Origin of the sequence: Aliiglaciecola sp. NS0011-25 (genome assembly GCF_040370605.1) — a bacterium.
Taxonomy (GTDB): Bacteria; Pseudomonadota; Gammaproteobacteria; order Enterobacterales; family Alteromonadaceae; genus Aliiglaciecola; species Aliiglaciecola lipolytica_A.
This window is the reverse complement of sequence record NZ_BAABWR010000024.1, coordinates 49,307-70,508: the sequence shown is the minus strand read 5'-3', so window position 1 is coordinate 70,508 and position 21,202 is coordinate 49,307. Positions and strand designations below refer to the sequence as shown.

The 21,202-nt window shown below is 39.7% G+C and carries 17 protein-coding genes; 5 read left to right on the top strand and 12 right to left on the bottom strand.

The window, feature by feature from the left end; genetic code table 11:
- Positions 1–93: 93 nt before the first annotated feature.
- The 4 genes from ABWV72_RS18195 to ABWV72_RS18180 all read right to left on the bottom strand — a co-directional run bounded on the left by ABWV72_RS18195 (position 94) and on the right by ABWV72_RS18180 (position 3,390).
- Positions 94–522, bottom strand: a complete 429-nt coding sequence (locus ABWV72_RS18195; protein ID WP_353372246.1) for a hypothetical protein — start codon at positions 520–522, stop codon at positions 94–96.
- Positions 523–929: 407 nt separating this feature from the next.
- The gene (locus ABWV72_RS18190; RefSeq protein ID WP_216047262.1) at positions 930–1,457 is read right to left on the bottom strand and encodes an SRPBCC family protein; all 528 of its coding nucleotides are present in this window, start codon (positions 1,455–1,457) and stop codon (positions 930–932) included.
- A gap of 16 nt (positions 1,458–1,473) precedes the next feature.
- Positions 1,474–2,439 (bottom strand): nucleoside hydrolase, encoded by a 966-nt coding sequence (locus ABWV72_RS18185; RefSeq protein ID WP_353372244.1) that lies wholly within the window; start codon positions 2,437–2,439, stop codon positions 1,474–1,476.
- 12 nt (positions 2,440–2,451) lie between these two features.
- Positions 2,452–3,390: a GlxA family transcriptional regulator gene (locus ABWV72_RS18180; protein ID WP_353372242.1), complete on the bottom strand. Its 939-nt coding sequence runs from the start codon at positions 3,388–3,390 to the stop codon at positions 2,452–2,454.
- 229 nt (positions 3,391–3,619) lie between these two features.
- Between ABWV72_RS18180 and glgC the strand changes: the two genes are divergently transcribed.
- Positions 3,620–4,882, top strand: a complete 1,263-nt coding sequence (gene glgC, locus ABWV72_RS18175; protein ID WP_353372240.1) for a glucose-1-phosphate adenylyltransferase — start codon at positions 3,620–3,622, stop codon at positions 4,880–4,882.
- Between the two features lie 49 nt (positions 4,883–4,931).
- Here the strand turns inward: glgC and ABWV72_RS18170 are convergent, their stop codons facing one another.
- Complete coding sequence (locus ABWV72_RS18170) at positions 4,932–5,744, bottom strand: alpha/beta fold hydrolase (protein ID WP_353372238.1); 813 nt, start codon at positions 5,742–5,744, stop codon at positions 4,932–4,934.
- Positions 5,745–5,881: 137 nt separating this feature from the next.
- Here ABWV72_RS18170 and ABWV72_RS18165 point away from each other — a divergent pair, with 137 nt between their 5' ends.
- A complete protein-coding gene (locus ABWV72_RS18165; RefSeq protein WP_353372236.1) occupies positions 5,882–6,244 on the top strand; it encodes a hypothetical protein in 363 nt (120 codons plus the stop codon).
- A gap of 105 nt (positions 6,245–6,349) precedes the next feature.
- Here ABWV72_RS18165 and ABWV72_RS18160 read toward each other — a convergent pair whose 3' ends face one another.
- A complete protein-coding gene (locus ABWV72_RS18160) occupies positions 6,350–7,675 on the bottom strand; it encodes a spinster family MFS transporter (protein ID WP_342807980.1) in 1,326 nt (441 codons plus the stop codon).
- Between the two features lie 258 nt (positions 7,676–7,933).
- Here ABWV72_RS18160 and ABWV72_RS18155 point away from each other — a divergent pair, with 258 nt between their 5' ends.
- The gene (locus tag ABWV72_RS18155) at positions 7,934–8,743 is read left to right on the top strand and encodes an acyl-CoA thioesterase (RefSeq protein WP_353372234.1); all 810 of its coding nucleotides are present in this window, start codon (positions 7,934–7,936) and stop codon (positions 8,741–8,743) included.
- A 13-nt stretch (positions 8,744–8,756) separates the two neighbouring features.
- Here the strand turns inward: ABWV72_RS18155 and ABWV72_RS18150 are convergent, their stop codons facing one another.
- The gene (locus ABWV72_RS18150; protein ID WP_353372232.1) at positions 8,757–9,608 is read right to left on the bottom strand and encodes an HDOD domain-containing protein; all 852 of its coding nucleotides are present in this window, start codon (positions 9,606–9,608) and stop codon (positions 8,757–8,759) included.
- Between the two features lie 109 nt (positions 9,609–9,717).
- Complete coding sequence (locus ABWV72_RS18145; protein ID WP_353372230.1) at positions 9,718–10,743, bottom strand: 2-dehydropantoate 2-reductase; 1,026 nt, start codon at positions 10,741–10,743, stop codon at positions 9,718–9,720.
- Between the two features lie 106 nt (positions 10,744–10,849).
- On the opposite strand from ABWV72_RS18145, the gene ABWV72_RS18140 reads away from it, so the two are divergent.
- Positions 10,850–12,106: a glycosyltransferase gene (locus ABWV72_RS18140; protein WP_303501123.1), complete on the top strand. Its 1,257-nt coding sequence runs from the start codon at positions 10,850–10,852 to the stop codon at positions 12,104–12,106.
- A gap of 23 nt (positions 12,107–12,129) precedes the next feature.
- Here the strand turns inward: ABWV72_RS18140 and ABWV72_RS18135 are convergent, their stop codons facing one another.
- The 3 genes from ABWV72_RS18135 to ABWV72_RS18125 form a co-directional block, all read right to left on the bottom strand.
- Positions 12,130–13,686: a bifunctional GNAT family N-acetyltransferase/carbon-nitrogen hydrolase family protein gene (locus ABWV72_RS18135; protein WP_216047271.1), complete on the bottom strand. Its 1,557-nt coding sequence runs from the start codon at positions 13,684–13,686 to the stop codon at positions 12,130–12,132.
- Between the two features lie 52 nt (positions 13,687–13,738).
- A complete protein-coding gene (locus tag ABWV72_RS18130) occupies positions 13,739–15,436 on the bottom strand; it encodes an aminotransferase class V-fold PLP-dependent enzyme (protein ID WP_353372227.1) in 1,698 nt (565 codons plus the stop codon).
- 124 nt (positions 15,437–15,560) lie between these two features.
- Entirely contained in the window at positions 15,561–15,944 is a 384-nt protein-coding gene (locus tag ABWV72_RS18125) for a DUF2750 domain-containing protein (protein ID WP_353372225.1), read from the bottom strand.
- Between the two features lie 121 nt (positions 15,945–16,065).
- Here ABWV72_RS18125 and ABWV72_RS18120 point away from each other — a divergent pair, with 121 nt between their 5' ends.
- Complete coding sequence (locus tag ABWV72_RS18120; RefSeq protein WP_353372223.1) at positions 16,066–20,358, top strand: hypothetical protein; 4,293 nt, start codon at positions 16,066–16,068, stop codon at positions 20,356–20,358.
- Positions 20,359–20,535: 177 nt separating this feature from the next.
- Here the strand turns inward: ABWV72_RS18120 and ABWV72_RS18115 are convergent, their stop codons facing one another.
- Positions 20,536–21,057 carry a M15 family metallopeptidase domain-containing protein gene (locus tag ABWV72_RS18115; protein WP_353372221.1) on the bottom strand — a complete coding sequence of 174 codons (522 nt, stop codon included), beginning with the start codon at positions 21,055–21,057 and terminating at the stop codon, positions 20,536–20,538.
- Between the last annotated feature and the right edge of the window lie 145 nt (positions 21,058–21,202).

The following is a 21,202-nucleotide window of genomic DNA, read 5'->3' as shown; positions in this document are numbered from 1 at the left end:
CCCAATAAGGGGCTAAAAATTGTTTGCTAAAATGTGTAGCGAAGCGAAACCGAGCAAACTGTTTTTAGTCCCGCTTAATTGGCTTGTTATGTTTCAATTAAGAAGTACCCACGTATTACTTATAGGTAAAATTGAAAAAACGAGGCCTCCATACCAATAACCATTTGCCTTAAACCGTTCATTATACTGTGTTGATGTAGGATTGTTTGACCAATTATCTCTTTTTACAACATGAGGGAAAATTAATAAAACTAAGGCTATTAACCATTGGAAAAAATAAAATATTTCTCCACCACTTCTACCGCGATAATCATCCCAGCCAGTATTTATTGCATAAATAAATGAAGGGAAAAATAATTTAGCCGTTAAAATTATGAAAGCGAATAATATTGCGAACCAAACACCGATTCTATTTTTAGATCCCCAATTAAAGTCGTTATATTTTTTGTTACCTCTTTGATAAATGTAAATTGCTGTCAAAGGTAGGTAAACAATAATTAGAGATAGGTAAAAGTATTTCATAAACCCCGAACTGAAACATAACAATATTATTAAGTCGCAAAAGTCCGTGTTTAAACACTGGCTTTTGCCGTATATAAATTTGACCTATTTTAATCACAGAGGGTAACTTATTACAACATATAGGTTTTTCAGATTTCTACTTTTCCCTCTGTGAAAATACGGCAATTACCAGTGATCTTGCATAGTTACGGCTTCGAAGCTAAATCTGTATATAATCACAATAATCGGTGTGGCGGTGACATTGATTTACTAAAAGTTTGAATGTCTGCATATGTCGACTTAGCCGACCAAAGCATACAACTTAAAAGCGAATAATACAGTCTATTAGTTGGCAACCTGACTTTACTTTAGGCACAAAACATTCTACTTGTCGTCACCACTACTTCACTCAATTTAGATGTTGAACGCTAATCTTCCATAATACCTTTTAAGTTCTCCAAGCCTTGTTGAAGGTCTGGGCCAATTAACGAGTCCATGGCGAGTGCAAAATAGCGGTTAATAGGGTTTAACCCAACATCACCGGTACCAATCCAAGTGACTAATGTTTGGCCATTGCTTTCTTGAAAGGTTAATTGCCCTTGGGATGTCATATCAAAGGCAGAAAAGTAGAGTTCATAGGTGACACTTTGGCTTGGCTCTAAAGCAGAAATTGTCATAATACCATCGCCTTCTGACACACTTTGCCAAGAAGATTGCATGCCTATGGATGCACTATCGCCTGAAAACTCTACTTGCATATCGGGATCTCGTTGATACCAGACACCCCAATTGCGCCATTGTTTAAGATCCGCCACTTGCGGATAAATGTTATCCGCCGAGGCGTTAATTGTAATACTCCGTTGAACTCGATACTCAGATGGCAGAAAGTACCCAAATACAATAAACAGAGTAAGTAGTATTAAAATTGCGAATACGATTTTTTTGAGGGCTGCCATGTGAGGTTCTCCTAGATCAACATCTAAATTGTTTTAATATATAGTTTAGAACAGCATCCTTATCGACATTGAATGCCACGTCGATATCAAAGCCCTGCTCTGGATCTCGATATGTTTGCCCAGCATTAGGTTCGTTTGTAGCGACATTTAATTTTACAGATTCAAATTCTATTTCACCGTTTTGCAGGGCTAATACACTGGTTGCTAATACATCCCACATAAAATAGGTAAATTCATAACTAGGAATGGTATTGATAGTGGTTGCCCAAAACTGACAAGCTAAACTCGATATAGGATAGTTTTTTTGTTCGGCTAACTGCCCCAAAAAATCAATATTAACGGGCAAACAATTAGTGGCATCCAAACCGATGAGTTTAATCTTTAAACCTGAAGCGAACAGCTTTTGACTTGCGACAGGATCCCAATAAGCATTCCACTCGGCACTTTTATCGTGGTTGTACATGGCTACATTTCCAGGTACATCCACCGCTCCCCCCATCCAGATAACGTCTTTAATCTTACTCTTTAATTCAGGCTGTTTTTCAAATGCAGCAACTAAGTTGGTACACGGGCCTGTCATTAATACACTTACATTTTGCTGCTCAGTTAAACATTTGTTGATCAACTCTTCTGCGCTCAGATCCGAAATTTGCTTTTTGTCATAGGATTGCGCCAACATGTCCGGTAGCACGTTACATATTTTGGGTTGCGCGCGCCAGTCCGCCGGAAAGGCATTTTCACCGTGTAATTGCCCTTGACCAACAGGCACATCAGAACGATTAAACATAGATAGGATTTTTAACGTTGATAGCGTGGCATCAGATAAATAACAATCTGCTGGGGTCACTGTTACCGCCAACAAATCGATATGATCCATTGTTAATAGCAGCATTAACGATAATAAATCGTCCACTCCTCCATCGTGATCGAATATGACTTTTTGTTTTTCTAAGGGGGTATTTTGTTGATTTTGTAATGGCATTAATTTCTCTTACTAACCTTGATAAAACTGTTGTTGGTACTCGCTTGGGGAAATACCAACAAATTTATGGAAGTTGAATCTTAAAGTAACGGTATTATCAAACCCAACTCGAGAAGCAAGTTCATCCATGGATAGACGATCATGCTCCAATAATTCTTTAGCTAATCTGATTCGCTGTTGATTTAACCATTCTTTTGGCGGCATTCCTACAGACGCTTTAAAATGACGATCAAAGCTGCGACGGGACATATTTGCATGTCGCGCTAAATCATCTACTTTAGAAATAGTATTTAACTTTTTAATTGACCACTGTAAGGTTTTCGCAAACCTGTGGTGTTTTTGCGGCATCGGAGTTTCAACAAATTGTGCCTGCCCACCAGCTCGATGAGGAGAGATAACCAGTCGTCTAGCCACTATATTGGCTACCTCATGTCCATAGTCTTGGCGCACAATTTCTAACGATAAATCTAATCCGGCAGCACTTCCTGCAGCACAGTAGACATTATCTTGCTGGGTATAAAGTACGTTATCCACATACTCAACCATAGGAAATCGTTGTTTAAAAAGTTCAGCATAACGCCAATGAGTGGTGGCTTTACAATGATTAAGCAAACCCAATTGTGCTGGCAAAAAAGCACCAGAACAAAATGTAATTATGCGTTTATTTAAACTGTGGAATGCTACTATTTGTTCTGCCAGTGCCAATTTAATTTTGCGGGAATCGGTATCCCAACCAGGAATCAACAAAATGTCGTAATGCAGTAATTCAGTTACTTCGTTGACCTGCATCAACAATCCGGTAGAAGAAGTTAGCAGTTTGCCGTCAAAACTTATAACATCGCATTTGTACCATGGCGATATTTCTTGTCTAGGCAAACTAAACACTTCCAGTGCACAACCTAATTCAAACACCGGAAAATTGTCGGTGACTAAAATCGCCATATGATGCATTTTCGATTCCTATTCGACGCTGCAACAATTAAAACTGGCTTAATATTAGCGAATAATATCTATTTTGCCACCCTAAGATTGGGTTAATGAAAATATCTTTAATAAAATTTTAACAAATCAAATTGTTTTTGCCGAAAGTACGTGCCAAACTCGTTACATCAAGGTAGCTGTTTGAGCCGTCGTTCGCCTTGATCCAACATTATTATAAATTGTTTGAGGAAGTAATTATATGGAAGGACAGAACCCCCGTTATATTAGTAATTTAACTCGTGATACTTATGCTCTAATTTTAGCTGGCGGCCGCGGTTCTAGGTTGCATGAACTGACTACATGGCGAGCCAAACCTGCCTTGTATTTTGGTGGTAAATTTCGAATTATCGACTTCCCTCTTTCCAATTGTATTAATTCTGGCATACGCCGAGTTGGAGTGGTTACTCAGTATAAATCTCACTCATTAATACGCCACCTGGTTAGAGGTTGGGGACACTTTAAAAAAGAACTGGGTGAGTCAGTAGAAATATTGCCAGCATCACAACGTTCTTCTGATAATTGGTACCAAGGAACTGCAGATGCGGTGTTCCAAAATATTGATATTATTCGTAACGAATTACCTAAATATGTAATGGTCTTATCAGGCGATCATATCTATCGCATGGATTATGGTACTTTGCTTGCTCGCCATGCAGAATCTGGTGCAAAAATGACAGTGTGTTGTATGCCAGTTCCTATAGAAGAAGCCGCAGGTCAGTTTGGTGTTATGTCAGTTGACGAATCAATGCGAATTATAGGTTTTGAAGAAAAGCCAGAAAACCCTACACCTCTTCCAGGTAATCCAGATATGTGTTTAGCCTCTATGGGTAATTACGTATTTGACACCGAGTTTTTATTCGAGCAACTAAAACGTGATTCCGAAAAATCAGAGTCAGATCGTGACTTTGGTAAAGACATAATTCCAGACATCATTAAAGATCAACTGGTTTATGCGTATGCCTTTGATGAAGTCGACCAACGTGAAGTGTATTGGCGTGATGTGGGTACCCTAGATTCATTTTGGAATGCTAATATGGAGTTGGTACAACCTGTACCAGCACTAAATTTGTATGATAAGCGCTGGCCGATATGGACTTATCAAGAGCAACTTCCTCCCGCTAAATTTGTTTGGGAAGAAGACAACCGCCGTGGTGCTGCAATCAACTCAGTGGTCTCTGGAGGATGCATAATATCCGGTGCAACAGTCCGTAAGAGCGTCTGTTTCTCCAATGTTCGTGTTCACTCCTATAGTGTTGTTGATGAGTCGGTTATTTTGCCTGATGTGGAAATAAAACGTCATTGTAGACTACGCCGTGCAATCATTGACAGAGGTTGTATTATTCCTGAAGGAATGGTTATCGGACATAGCCGTCAGGATGACGAAGCACGAGGTTTCCGAGTCACCGAGAAAGGCGTGACCTTGGTTACTCGAGAAATGCTAGGCTTACCAGTCGGATATTAATCTCACTGCATTTAAGTAGTTTGGGTATATTGTTTTGAATACTTGATACTCAAACTACTTCTTTCATCGACTCCCACTGAGCAATTTTTTGGTTTATCAACTCAGCAACCAAATTTGGTTGCTCAAGGGGAAACATATGCCCCCCTTCTTTCACTACTAAGTGTTCAAGTTTGTTCTTTTTAATAAAGGGCGCAATTAACCTCTCCTTACACACTTTGGTTTTTTCTCCGGTAATAATCATTGCTGGCAAGTTTTCAGGTAATTTGTAACGACCCATATTCAATGGAATTGTTCTAAAAATATTCGCTTCAATACGATGATCAAAATCCAATTTAAACGCGTCCGGCGTTTCTTTAACGGCAGAACTCACGTAATCGGCAATGCATTCTGGATGCATATCTTTAAATAATGCTTTGCCTTTAAAGTAACTCTCAACATCCGTATCTTTAGACCAGGTAGTGCATCTATTCATTGCTTGTTTAGCTGGTGATAATCTGTCAGCAAGACCCAATCTACGTACACTTTTAAATAATAGGCTAGTCAAGCCAGTAATTAGCGGAGGGTCAAGTAACACCAGTCCTTTAACCAGTTTCGGATGCTGGCAAGCAGTTAAAAATGACACTACTGCACCAAACGAATGGCCAACTAAATAACAGGGTTCAGCCTGCTTTTCATGCAAATATTCGACGAGCTCAGCGACCTGGTTTTGCCAACCAAAATCAACCGGAAAATTGGGATTATGGGCCAATTTATCTATCGCAATCACCTGATGTTGGCTACTAAGAGAGTCCAACAAAACACGATAACTTCCAGCGGGAAAGCCATTAGCATGGGCAAAATGTATTTTAGAATTCGTTTTCATGTTTATATTAGCTTTCATTTTAATTTAAGTCGAAATTGCCATTTTGTAGACAACTATCATTTCTGTTTTTCACCACTTTATACTAAGAACTTAAGGTATCACTTTAAATACCTAAGTATTACTAAGCAGATTTATTTGTGCGCTCCACTGTACCAAACTCAACCCACGTTAAAAAACAAACCAAATTAATTGAGGTCAAAATGAAGGCACAAATAAAACTTCTTTTGTTAACCAGCATTGCAAGTTTAGGTATCACTACTTTTGCAAATGCATCAATTAGCGTTTCTATGGAAACGGTTTGTAAACAAGCAAACAATCAGAAATTAGCGGTTAAAGCAACACAATCAACCGCTACGGATAATAGCGCTGCATTATTGTCACAACACTTTGCTGTGACAACCTGTAATGGCAAACAGCTGCTAGAACCCACAACTTTAGAACAAGTTAAAATATTGTCGTCTAAATCAGTCGACAACCAGCTTGCAAGTTCAACTGATTAACCGAATTGGACTATCCAATTTAGAAACTAACCATTTCCTTTGATACTTAGTGGTACTTTCCCATCCCTTGATGGTAATAGCCGCTCCTCCCGGAGCGGCATTTTTTTATCCGTTTCTTTGCTCGGCATTTTCCCAATCTCTATTGACTCGTCTTGAAGTCCAATAAAATGCCAAAATAGATAAAAGATAAGGGACAACTAACCAACTCAGTGCCAATCTTAAGGATTCCACTTCACCATGTGACTCACTCAACATATTACTAAGAATACCAATAAACGTTGGTCCTCCGCCTAACGCTATAATATTCAGCACAAAGAAGAATAATGCTGTTGACATTGCCCTTACTCTTACTGGTGCTAAAGTTTGCGCTAAGGCAAATGATGGCCCCAGATATGCACCACTTGTAAACAGTAATACGGTCAATAAAATGAGTGACAAGATTGGACTGCCAACCTGCAATGCCATAAACAATGCGGGCGTTCCAATCAGCAACATGCCAGCGGGCACTAAACCGTAAGCTTTTTTACTTTTCTTACCTAATTTATCAACTAATGCTCCACCAAGCCAAACTCCCGCAGCGTAGGCAGTACCATTACTGATACCCATAAAAATAAGTAAATTAAAGAAACTGAAATCAGGATGTGCGCGAACAAAAAAATCGATTATCCACGTAGAAATTGCGTAATTGCCAAAAGACCCAAAAGAAATACCAATACACATCCCCCACCACGAAGGGATAGTGAGCAAGGTTTTAATAGCCTGTTTAAATGGCACAGTCTCCATATCTGCATTACTGTTATCTCCTCCGCGTACCGGTTCTTTAACCGTAAACTTCAGCAGTAACGCCAATACCACCCCTGGCAAGCCAACACTGATCATAACTAAACGCCAATCCGCACTTCCCCCTTTGATAAGAAAGGCAGTAGCAAAAAACGCCAACATAACACCAAAAGGAATCCCCAATGAATAGAACGCTAGGGCACCTGCACGTTTATCCTTAGGAAATAAATCAGAGATCATAGAGTGTGAAGGAGGACTACCGCCCGCCTCGCCAATTCCAACCCCTATGCGTGCCAATGCAAGTTGAAAGTAACTGGTTGCAAGACCAGACAATGCGGTAAACCCGCTCCAAAGGGTCAAAGAAATTGCAACTATATTCACTCGGCTATATTTATCGGCCAACCATGCAATTGGAATCCCGACAAACGTATACAACAAAGCAAAATAAATTCCTTTCAACCAACCTAACTGCGCATCATCTAATCCCAGATCGGCTTTTATCATCGGAGATAAAATACCGATAATTTGTCTATCGATAAAGTTAAACGCATAAACTAAGGTCAATATGACCAAAACATACATTCTGTATTTGTTGCTGACAGGCTCTTGCGACGCAACTACGTCAGGACCATTTTTAGCGTTATTCGACATGTAAACTCCCAGTTATCATTCAAACTGTATTCATACTAATGACCATTCGTTAAAAATAACAAGTAAACCTGTTAACTATTTGTAAATAAAATAATTATCATCATAGAGATTGATAGATCAGTTGATTCGCGAGCTTCGAACAAGAGAAACTTTAAATCACCTCTGGGTTACATCATGATCGATAAAATGATTCAAAACCCAACTGGACATCCGACCAGCTTACAGTTATAAAAGCATCTCTTTTAGGGGATCAAATATATGACATTAGATGAGTTATTAGCGCAGGCCAAAGAGCACAGCCTAGATGCTAACAAACAACCAACAATGACCATTCTAAAGGAATGGGGTCAAGGACGCACTGTATTTGGAGGATTATCCGCATCTATACTTTATGCAGCGATAAAGGTAAAAATTGACGATGACAGAGTTATGCGCTCCTTTAATTGCAATTTTGTTGGTCCTTTACTTGTGGATACGACTTTCGAAATAGTTGTTGAAATTTTACGTCAGGGTAAAAATGCAACACAAGCATTAGGTCGAATTGTCCAAGATGGAAAAACTTGCGTGACTTGCCAAGTCTGTTTTGGAGTAGCCAGAACCTCAAAAATAGTTGTGAAAAACAACGATACCCACACTATGGAAATTCCCAAAAAAGGCATGTTTTTACCGCAGATTCCTAAGATAACGCCTAAGTTTATGCGTTTTTATGATCTGTCAATTGTGGAAGGCAGAATGCCATTTATGGGCAGCAAAAAAAGCGAAATTAGCGGCTGGATGCGATTCAAAAAACCGCCTGTAGAAATAACCGATGCGCACTTAATCAGTTTAATTGATGCGTGGCCGCCGACTATCCTGCAAATGCTCCGGTTACCTGCGCCATCAAGCACAATGAGTTGGAACATTGAATTCATTCATCCACATCAAGATTTTTCACCTGCGGATTGGTTTGCTTTTAAAGCCATCACCAGACAAGCGGCAGACGGTTATGCTCATACTGAAGGGAATGTATGGGATCAAAGCGGCCAGTTAATTGCCATTAGTCGCCAAACAGTGGGTATTTTCGACTAAAGATTTAAGCCGCTCACACAATAGCCGCAGACGCAGGACTAAACATAGCAAGGACGCTAAGACTCTGCATACCCACATGGCTTAAAGCAGCATCTAAGTCACTATCTTCTAAACCTAAGTTTTCATATAACTCAACTTCGAGGTTAGCGTGTCCAGAATAAATTTCTGGATTACAATTATCGAGAGCCAGAATATAGCTTAATTGCATAATTTGCTGTTCAACATCCGAGACTTCATGTTGGCTATAGTGCTGTTTACTGATGGGCGTAACGATCGCATCAGGTATTCCCCACATTCTTACTAGTGTAGAGCCAATATCTGCGTAAGTTGCACCGCCTAATAACTTTAACTGTAGCTCAAGTGGGGTTTCAGTTTCGTTAATTTGCGCGCACTTTTTAGCAATTTCGGGGTTGAATCTGACCATAACCAGCTCACCCACATTATGTAGTAGACCAGAAACAAATAATCTTTCAGACTCTTTCAGTTTTTTACGTTCTGCAAAATACTTACATAACAAAGCGCAACAAACAGCATTTTCCCAAAAACGCTCTAAATCAATTACCGAAGAATCTAACTGTGTAAAGGTTCGGCATATACTGCACGCAACCACTAAGTCATAAACGGAGTTAGTACCAATGACTTGAATGGCTTTAGACACTGTTTCGATTTTATTAGGAAATTTGTAAAGTGCACTATTGGCTATTTTTAAAATTTGTACTGTTAACGCAGGGTCGAAATTTATCACGCTAGCAATGTCATCCATACCACTAGAGTCATCATCGATCAGTCTTTTTATCTGAAGCACTGAATCAGGTAATACAAAAATGTCTTTTGCTTCAGAAGCATAATCCAACGCGTGCATCATTAAAACTCCGTTAAACCTTATGGTAACTAGTGTAGTTAACTTAACAAAATTTGCCTAAAAGGTGGAACTATTATTCACAATTTAGGATAAAAATAATCCCAAAACCAATTTAGCATGATTTCATGGTTGTATTGTACAACTCTACCGCCGACATTAATTCTGTTATCGTTTGTGGATTGTTAGTTAACTGGTAGATCAGTTCTATTACCTTTTTATTCACTGGCGCGGCAATTCCTAATTTGGCCCCTTCCTCAACTATTGCCCCATTTAAATAATCAATTTCCGTTTGCTTTCCATTTGAGATATCCCACCACATTGAGGTTCTAACATTTTCATCAATAGCTAACGTGCGATTAGCAACTATTTTGAATATAAAATCCGGTAAACTCAAAACAAAGGGAAGAGAATGGGCAGAAACGGAGGTCACTTTAGGTAACACTATCCCTTTTGCATCGGTGACCAAAAGTAATTCACGCATCATTTGCGCTATAACCAATCTATATTTTCGCTGTTGCAACATGTGTTTCACTGGAATATTGGCTAATGCATTGACACTATTCCCTAAATTTAATTGTAACTTGGCCCATAATAACCAAGTCATTTGAGTACATATAGAAAACGCTAAAATCGGCGAATCTATACTGGCAATTAACTGCTTAGTAAAGTTGCGATCATCAGTACAGCTCTCAATAGTCAACCTGCCTTCTGACCCTCGATGAAAATGGCCATCGGCTATCTCCACCACATTGAACGGCACCATAGCTCTTAACACTCGGTTATTAGGAAAGGCTGTTTTAATCGCGCTCTCTGATCCCAAGCCATTTTGACAGCAGATAATGGTTGTCTGATGATTAACCAGTAATTGCAACTGCGCTAAAGAGTCCTGCACAGCGGTGCATTTTACGGTTAACCAGATAATATCAAAACTATGCTCTGTTTCTGAACCAGGTAATAAGAATGTAATGTTGTTAACTTCCACCCGGTGCTCTAAATAGTCCGTTAAAATGATTCCTTTAGATAATTTGTTTACGCTGTGTGATCGAGCCAAAAACGTCACATTTTGGTTTTTGTGCAGTAAACTAGCGCCTAAATAGCTGCCAATAAGTCCAGCTCCAAAGACTAAATGTTTCGCCATTATATGTTCCATTATTTAAACTTTAAGCTATCTTAAGTCTTTCCCACTTTACTGCATAGGGTTATCATCCACGACCTCCATTGACATGCCCAAAATTGATACTTAGATGACTCAGCAAGCAGAAAAATTACCTAAACAGCTATTGGCCATTGGTTACGTGTGGCCAGAACCAAACTCTTCTGCTGCAGGAAAACACATGTTGAGCTTATTAAAGTCATTTATAGCTGCCGGTTATCAAGTGTGCTTTGCAAGTCCTGCAATTCAGACTGAACACAAGATCGATCTAACTGAATTGGGGATTGAAGAAGCCAGCATCGAGTTGAATCACAGCTCTTTTGATCAGTTTGTTGCCAACTTAAATCCGCAAATCGTTCTATTTGACCGTTTTATGATGGAAGAACAATTCTCTTGGCGTGTTGCGCAAAATTGTCCCAATGCATTGCGTATTTTGGATACAGAGGATTTACACTTTTTACGTGATGCCCGTCATAAAGCCCATAAACAATCGCGGCAAGTATCTGAATCAGATTTAAAAAGTGATATGGCGATGCGTGAAATTGCCGCGATATATCGATGTGACCTAAGTTTGATTATTTCAGAGTATGAAATGAATGTTTTGCAACAGCAATTTAGCGTGCCTTCAGCGTTATTGCATTATTGTCCTTTTATGCTGGATATTAAACAACTGAAGAGATCTCCGGTCGAGTTTAGCCAGCGACAACATTTCGTAAGCATTGGAAATTTTCGTCACGCGCCAAATTGGGATGCGGTTTTATATCTTAAGCAAACAATTTGGCCATTAATTCGCAAACAAATTCCGTCTGCCCAATTACATGTCTACGGTGCATATCCGCCACCTAAAGCCACTGATTTACACAACCCAAAGAGCGGCTTTTATGTGGATGGATGGGCCGAAGATGCGTTTTCAGTATTGCAACAAAGCAGAGTGTGCATAGCGCCACTGCGTTTCGGTGCGGGTTTGAAAGGCAAGTTAGCTGATGCCATGTGGACAGGCACACCATCAGTGACAACCAGCATTGGGAGTCAAGGGATGAATGACTCATCAATGTGGCCAGGGGCGATTGCAGATGATCCGCAAGAGATAGCGGATCAAGCCGTTGCTTTATATCAAGATGCCAAACAATGGCAACTTGCTTCTGACTATGGATATCAATTACTCGCGCAACGTTTCAATTTGCAAGTGATCCAACAGCAGTTACTAGAAAGAGTCGACTACTGCCTGACACATCTGGCACAACTCAGATTAGATAATTTTACTGGGATGATGTTACAACACCATTCCCATAAAAGTACCCAATATATGTCACAATGGATAGAAGCGAAAAACGCCAATCCAAAGTGACCTATGAACTATAATCGACTGAGTTATTTAACCTGTTTGACGATGCTTTTTTCACCCAACCATTCAATCCGATAAAGGTCTCGTCTTTTATCTAAAAAGTTACGCACTGAGCCGGTATTTTGTAAAATTTGTAATTTATCCAAATCCACGTCAACGATTAACGTCATTTCGGTATTTGGCGTGGTTTCGGCCATCACTGCATCATGGGGGAATGCAAAGTCAGACGGAGAAAATACCGCTGTTTGTCCGTACTGAATATCCACGTTGTCCACTTTGGGCAAGTTTCCGATACTGCCGGCGATAGCCACATAACATTCATTTTCTATAGCACGTGCTTGCGCACAACGCTTCACTCGCAGATAGCCATTTTTTGTATCTGTCCAAAAGGGTACAAATAGAATCTGCATCTCTTCTTCACTAAGCAAACGTGCAAGTTCCGGAAATTCAACGTCATAGCATATAAGTACACCAATGCGACCAAAATCTGTCTCAAATAAAGTAAGGCGATCTCCGCCTTCCATTGCCCAATCTTTTTTCTCAGAAGGTGTGGGGTGCAATTTATATTGAGACTCTATGGTTCCGTCTCGTTTGCAAATGTAGGCTACGTTGTACAACAAATCCTCTTCAATTAGCGGCATAGAACCGGCAATAATATTAATGTTGTAGCTCACCGCCATATGCGAAACCGCATTCACGATTTCTTCGGTATAGGTAGATAGATGTTTAATTGCTTCGATCGAAGAACTCTGGTCGCCAAGCCCCATAAGCGGAGCATTGAAAAACTCAGGGAACAGAGCAACATCGCAACGGTAATCAGACAACGCATCCACAAAGTACTCAAATTGTTGCAGCAACTCCCCGACACTTTCCATTTCACGCATCTGCCATTGCACACAGCCAATACGAACAGAGTCTTTTTGATGACCAAACAGTTTGCGCTTTTTCGGTTCATAATAAATATTGAACCACTCTAATAACGTTGCATATCCTTCAGACTCTTTGTCTTCAGGCATGTATCCACGTAGTACGCGCTTAACTTCAAAGTCATTCGACAATTGAAAGGTCAAAATCGGATCGTAGAGATCTCTGCGCTTTACTGCTTCTATGTATTTTTGTGGCGAAAGTTCATGACTATGATTTTTATAATTGGGAATCCGTCCACCTAATATAATGGCGCGCAGATTCAAACTTTGACACAGCTCCTTGCGAGCCTCGTAAAGCCTTCTGCCGAGTCGCAAGTTGCGGTATTCAGGATCGACAAAAACTTCAATACCGTACAACACATCACCATTGGGATCATGGGTTGTTAAATAGGAATTACCGGTAATTTCGTCATAGGTGTGCTCGTCACCAAATTTATCATAATCAACGATAACTGAAAAAGCGGCGGCAACCACTTTGCCATCATCTTCAATACAGATTTGCCCGTCTCTGAAGATTTTTAACATCGCCAAATAGCGTTTTTTGGTGATGGAGCCGCCCAAATTTGGGTATACCTTGTTCATTATGACTTTGAGTACGTCAAAATCTGATTCAGTTAGATTTCGAGCAAGTAATTTGACTTCATTTTCTTGAGACATATGTTTCCTATCATCAGGCTTTAGAATTGCTAAGCACAACTAAATCGAACATTTACCTATTTTGATTGGCATAATGTTGGATTTTCTCAATTACCGCAGCAAGACCGTTACCGCGGGTTTCACTAAGATGTTTGTCTAACTGTATATCAGACAAATATAATTTGTAATCAAATGCTGAAACAAATTCAGCCGTTTGGTTTTGAATGGGTTCTAAAATAATCGCTAACAAGCCACGGACTATTTTACTGCTGGCATCCACTTCAAATGCTAAGCGATTTGGCGATGTGGTTTTACACAACAACCATACCTGAGACTCACAGCCAAACACTTCAGAATCAGCTGTTTTTTTATCCTCAGCTAAGCGTTTGAGGGACTTCCCCGCCAACATAATTTGCCGAAAAACCTGATCCCATCCCCGTGCCGACTTAATACTATCCGCCAACACCAAATTATGTGTTGGAATGTTCAACACCAGATTATCAACTTGGCGATTGGCAGTATCAGTGGTTTTATCAAAGGCAGCAGATTTTGCTGAACCTGTGAAGCCTAATTGCTGAATAGCGCTGCTTAACTGGGCCACAAAAAAGTCGATTTCAGCAAAGGTATTGTAACAACTTAACGAAACTCTTATGGTTCCTAAGATGTTCAATGCCTTCATCAATGGCATTGCACAATGATGCCCTACTCTAACCGCAATGCCTTTTTCAGCCAGAACAATACCAATGTCCTGACTATCATGACCTTGCACAGTAAAAGACAATGTAGCAATTCGGTTTACAGGGTCGCCATAAATAGTCACCCCGGATAGATTTTGAATTTTGTCGAGCAAATACTTGATTAAAGCGGCTTCGTGTTGAATGATTTGCGCACGGTTAACATCAATAAAATGTAATGCTTCTTTTAACGCGAGTATGCCTTCAATATGCGGTGTGCCAGCCTCAAATTTTAACGGGCTAGCTTGGTAAGTCGCCGTATTGAATTCAACATTTTTAACCATCTCTCCGCCAGTTAAGAATACCGGAAGACTCTCCAGTGCACTCTGTTTGCCATAAAGTACGCCCGTGCCGGTTGGAGCAAACGCCTTATGACCACTAAATACTAAAAAATCACAATCTAAGTTGTTCACGTCAATGGGTAGATGGGCGATGGCTTGTGCAGCATCGACTAAAGAAATGGCGTTTACAGCTTTAGCTTTGCGTAAAAAGGGCTCAACAGGCTGAATGCTACCTAGCGCATTCGAAACTAAAGCCAGCGCCACAATACACGTATTATTGGTAAGCAGTGCCAGGCCCTTTTCGAGCTCCCAAACACCCAGCTCATCAATTGGAATAATGTCGATTTGCAAGTTTTTCTTTTTTGCTAAGATTTGCCAAGGAACAATATTGGCGTGATGTTCTGTGGCCGACAGAAGAATCCGTCCACCAGAGGGAAAGTCACTTTCTGACAAAGACTTAGCAACCAAGTTGATACTTTCAGTTGCGCCTTTGGTAAATACTATTTGCTGTTTTTTTTGTGCGCCGATGAACTGCTGAACATAGCCTCTGGCATCCTCAAACTCAGCCGTGGTTTGATTGGCTAAGGAAAATGACGACCTATGTACATTGGCATTTTTAAACAGATAATAATCTTGAATACTGGTCAGCACGTTTTGCGGTTTCTGAGTAGTTGCCGCATTATCAAAATAGACTAAATCCGCATTCGCTGGATGTTGAAAAAATGGAAACAAATGACGTAGAGAAGTATCTTTCATAGGGGCATTTAATCTGTTGATATCTGTAAAATCGACTGGACACCACCTAACTATTTTTTGTGGGTGATGTCCGCAATTGATGCTAGTTGGACAGAAATATATATGTGGCCATTAGCAAATAGGATTATTCCATTAGTTCGGCAAAACACTCAGTCAGTTCTTTTGCTTCAAGCATGATGCCCTCTTCATCCTCACTCAGCGGAAATACCAGTATCAAAGTTCCGTTTTTTTCCATTCCTGGTAACCACTGCTGTAACCAATCATCTAAAAGTATTTGTTTTGGCTTACAGTCAGGAAAATCATTTTTCTCCCACGCTTTAGCGAAGGATTCACTGGGCCAAATTGGCATGCACGCATCTTCTTCAGCTTGCAGCAATAGCCAACCATTTTCCCCGAACAGCCCCCACAACTCTTTGTTTTCTATAATTTTAGATAACGCATAATCGAAACGCGCTTCAGGCTGTAATTTACTAATAGTGATAAATTCATCCGTAGATAGTTCAGGCATCAGGTTTTCCTTTTTACATCGCCAAAATTCATTCACAGCAAGCCAAATGAACAAAATTTAGCCATTTAGCTTGCAAAATACACAGTTTGATAGCTTAATTATCCTATTAGGGAAAAATATTATGCCACTGGAAACTGTGAAATCTACTATTGCCGCCCCCAATAAAAAAACCTGGGTGTACGGTGTTTTGATTCTGCTGATCTTTGCAGCACTGGGTTATTACGCTCTGTTAAATCAAAAAGATCGTACTGCTAATCATGATTATTATAGAGTGCTTTACGAAGCTTCCAATGAATTTAAAGAAAATTTAAATAAACTGGATAGTATGCACCGGTATAAAGAAGGTGTTTCTTCCATACGGTCCCTACTCCCGAGTTATACCCGAAAAGCCAATTCGGAACAAAACCTTTTGAAAGCAGATGGGTTTAAATATTCAATTGCGGGGCAAACTCTGCTCGTCAGTGCAGATCTAGACGCTAATGATGAAAAGTTCGAAGCGGAATTGTCTTTTGAAGATATTCTTCCAAATCCGAAAAAAGGATTTAGCAAATATTTATTCGCAGATAAAGAAGGAAAAGTCATTGCTACCGTTGGTGATGAAAGCACAATCTCCATCGTAGAATTACGTAGTATCAATCAACAAATCCAACAAAAAAACAAACAGTTCCAATTTAATTTTAGTGAATCTCAAAAATCGGCAGCAAGCGACACTAACCCGCCCCTTCCAAGCTACAGCAATCATGTGGACATGAAAATATCCTATGGTGATTTCCGCGTATTTGTATTTCCATTCGCGCTGGAAATTCCATTAAAAAAACTGTCAGAAACCTCAGAAGACGGTGCACAGAATAAAATGGTAGAACTGGACAAACTATATTTAGTTGGACTGCTACCACAGAGTAAACTTAGCAACCGAGAAAACAATGATTGGAACCTTTCTTTGCTGGTTGTCACGCTGGTCAGTTTATTGTTCATGTGGTGTCTTCTACGTTTATATTTACTGCCCAAAAACCAATCTATTACTCGCTCATACCGCTCATTAACCGTTGTATCGAGTTATGCTTTTTTTATCGTAATTTTAGCCTTAACTTTAGGTTACATGCAGAAGTCTTTATTACAATTAGAAAAAGATCAAATAGCCTCAGAATACGCTAATTATTTAGATCAAAAACTGCGTAAAGATATTAATCATGTGTTCAGCCGCTTAGAACAATACAAAACGTTTTATGGCGAGATGTTAGCGACACTTTCGTTATTTTCCGAAAATTCACAACCTTATGATAATTACAAAAGTGAAGATCTAGAAGCCTTCAACTTATCCATGAAAAAAGCAATTTTAAGTCTTAATGCAACACCCTGTGTTGAAGGCCGCCCAGCATATTGGTTACCAGGTAGTGCAAGTACCCCCAATAAGACTTATCCGATAACGTATAACTGCTCGGTTGCCCCCGAAAACCCCAATTTTCTAAAAGTAACATTCGATGATCACGCGATAAATGTGATGTTGAATGCGTATAGATCTAACAAAGCCGATCATGTCATATTGGATTTCTATTCTAATAATCAACTACTTGACTTAACTGCAGAGAAATCGTTAAACACCTCGGTTACTCCTGATTTTATTCAAGATCAATCGCATACCATATTATCGGCATTCGCGATCAACAAAGAAGGTAACTCAGTGCTTCCTTCTCTGAACTTTCAAGAGAGTAACGCACTACCGGCAACCTTTAATTTGTCGCACCGAAACTATTATAAAAAAGTCAGAGATCAAAAAGGTTGGGATATTGACAGAATCCCCTCCGCGACGATAACTAATGAGACCAAAAGAAAATCCGATCTTGATGATAATCCCCTTGAAAAAAATGCATCTTCTAGCCCGTTTAAGAATGTATATATTCAGCGTTTATTAAATGTCACTAATGGCACTCGTGGTAGCACGATCTCAATGCCGATTTCATCTGCTGATAGTGACAAAACCTATGATTACATTTTGGCCGCAGATGTATTATTACCTTCAATGTCACTGGGACAATCTCCCCCATACGATTTTAATTACATGGTGGTAGATCGCAGCACTGGTGACGTTATATTTCATAATGATTCTAGTCGCTCATTAGTGGAAAATTTGTATTTCTCTGGTGATAACCGCTCTGCACTGAGTAAATGGCTCAAAGCTGGCTTAGACCATTATCCTGAATTAGGCAGGGAACTCATTGAAGGTACCTATCACGGACAAAGTGGTCGATTTGCTCTTTCCAGTACGGTGATAGATAAATGGGCAATAGTCGTATTTTATCCAAATGATAGTTTGCAGACTTTCATGACGAACCAATTTCTTTATGTGATGACCACATTTGCAGTCATCATTGGTTTGATGGTGATAGGAATATATTCGGTACGCCATTTTGTTTGGACAAGTACCTTAAAAGAAAAGCTCAAATTACCTGCCAAACTCAATGTTAGGTTAGTCATGTTGGTTAGCTCGGTGCTCTTTAGCACAAGTTATTGTCTTTACTTCTTAGGGCATAATATCGACACGCTGTTCAGCCATGGGGATGGCTTGAATTGGTCACTTTGGTTACCCATAGTTGGTTTACTGATTGCGACTATCTTGGTATATCGCGGTTGTTACAATCATTTTTGTTTTCCATACAAAGAATTGAACGATTGCACTTTGGATTCAGCGAAACGTGGCTCTAAACGACTCATTATTGCGGTTCTTATCGCGGTAGGGATTCACTTTTTATATCTACAAAAAACGGCTAGCACCCCAGAAAAAACGTTAGATTTTCACTATCAACAACTGGCTTGTAATTGGCTTAATTACGAAAGACAGGAAGTCAATTCAATTGGCTTAAGTCGCTACCCCAACTCTATTACTTCAACTCGAATTACGCCCACTAATTTACTGCCCTTAGATCCAAAGTGGCGAGCACGTTTGACCCGTAAAGATGGGGATTGTCAGAATCACTCTGCGCAAATCCACCCAGACGATTACCCTAGTTTGAGTTCTGTTTTTGGCGCCACCTATTTATGGCAATGGATAAATATTTATATTCTCGATAGAGAACTTGCAGCCAGCTATCAACCCGACTCTGATTTTCGAAGCTATTCCCATAAAATGCCGGGCGGGCTGATCAGCTCAATTGTATTTTACACTGCGCTATTTGCTGTGATTATTTGGGCATGGTTTAGATTCAACACCCAATTATTGTGGAATCGTCTGTATTGCCCTGAGCGTTTTTTGCAGCATATCAATAGAATGACAAGTTCAGTGCAGACATTGCATTTTGAACAACGCAGTCACAACTTAAAAATTGAATGTGACACGATAAAATTAAACGGCATTGGCTTGTCACTTCTGTTACGCAGCATGAATCTTAAGTCGGCGGTTGCTGCAAACGACATGCAAGCAAACCATCTTTTAGCAGGATTTGAAAAATTATTTTCGCTCAGTCCCTGTTTACAAAAATTCAGTGAACAAAGTAGCTTTTTACCGAATTTAAAACTGAATATTATCAATCAAGATCCTAAGAAGATCGCGGTTGAAATTTGGGACATTGAAACCTGCTTAGAAAAAGGTGAATTTAGACAATTGTTGCTCGACTTAATCATGGAGATTAAATCACTGACGTTATCCGGTCAATTAGATAGTTTTACCATTTACACTGGTTTTCACAGCTTACAACGGGTCAAAATGAAAGACCCCTTAATGCTAGAACAAAGCAGCGTATTGGATCATGCCGAATACCTTTCTTGGGCAGAATGTTTAATGGACTTCATTGTGGTAATTCCTGAAAGCTTTAAACAAGGCATTGATTGGCAAATGTTGAAGGAAGAAGTGAATGCATTTCCAGAGTTACAATTTTTACAACAAGAAGTTGAACAATCAGAACAACTAGAATCTTGGGCGCACATATGGAAACGAGATGAACAACTCAACATTGAAAGCCGCTGGAGTACCATCAATTACATATTGCTTAATGCAGAGGCATTATACCGCTTCAAATGGGAATCTTGCTCCAGCGCTGAGAAACTCGCTCTGCTTAATTTGGCTAAACGTCAAAAACTAAACCCTGCAAATACCCAAATGATTGAACATCTTGCCCTTAACGGTCTGATTACTGTGCGCAAAGGCAATATCGATGTTATTAATCGTAGCTTTAGCCATTTCATCTTGCATGCAGAAACTAACGCGACTCTAAACCAATTGGTTAAACACGGTGAAGAAGGTTTGTGGAAAAGCTATCGACTGCCGTTGGGAGTCATTATTATTTTAATTATTGGAGGTATCGCACTGACCTCAGGCGAATCTATTTACATCATTGCAGCTTCCATGGCTGGCGTACTAGGCACTATTGCCAGTGTCACCAATAGTGCCAATCTGCTTCGTGGTCAAATGAAAGATTAATGTCTATGTAGCCAATAATTGAGCACTATATAAAAATCGAAACAATGGATAAATAAAGGCTAGCAACAGCTTTTGTGTGCGCACTCCACTAACGGCTGGTGAGCGGCATAAGTTAGCGATAAAACACGAAAAACGCGCAAACTCTGCCGACTTCAGTCTACTGTGGATTGCAGCTCTTTATTGGGTTGATTTCTCATCCCGTTCACTTAAATGCGAAATAGGTTCGTCTCCCATCCTTGGTACAGGTGGCTTAGGATAGTCAGTCCAATAAGTGATATGAAGCTCTAGGTTATTTGCCCAACTTTCATCTCCCCCTTCGGGATACTGTCCCTTAATTAATGTTTTCACATTCATATTAGGAAGTTGCAGTTGGGATTTATCAGAATCACTGGTTTCAAGACCTTCAGCTTTGGCAAATTCAGTAAATTGCCCCCAGTAATTGCTATTGTCAGCGTTCTCGCCCTGCGCGCTATCATTTGTAACAGATAATGCAAATTTGCAGGCAACACCATATTGGAACAGGGACATCCAAGGTTTTTCGGGGGCTCCTTGATCGTGCAGCTCTTTTTGCTGAACTGGCGTTCGATATCCTTCAACGAGTGTAATCGGAACATTTTTTTGTGTCAGATGCGTAATCAAATTTTGTATTTTTTGTCGCATTATCGGGTGTAAATTTTTTAAGACGGTATTGAGTGTCATGGTTGTTTTCCTTCTATTCCTTCTTTATCTATTTGTTTTTTAAATAAACGGAAATATTTAGTCGAATACTTATCCAATACTTCAATAAATCACTTTGAACATCATTACTTTACACGTAATATCTATAGTTGCATATTTTTTAAAC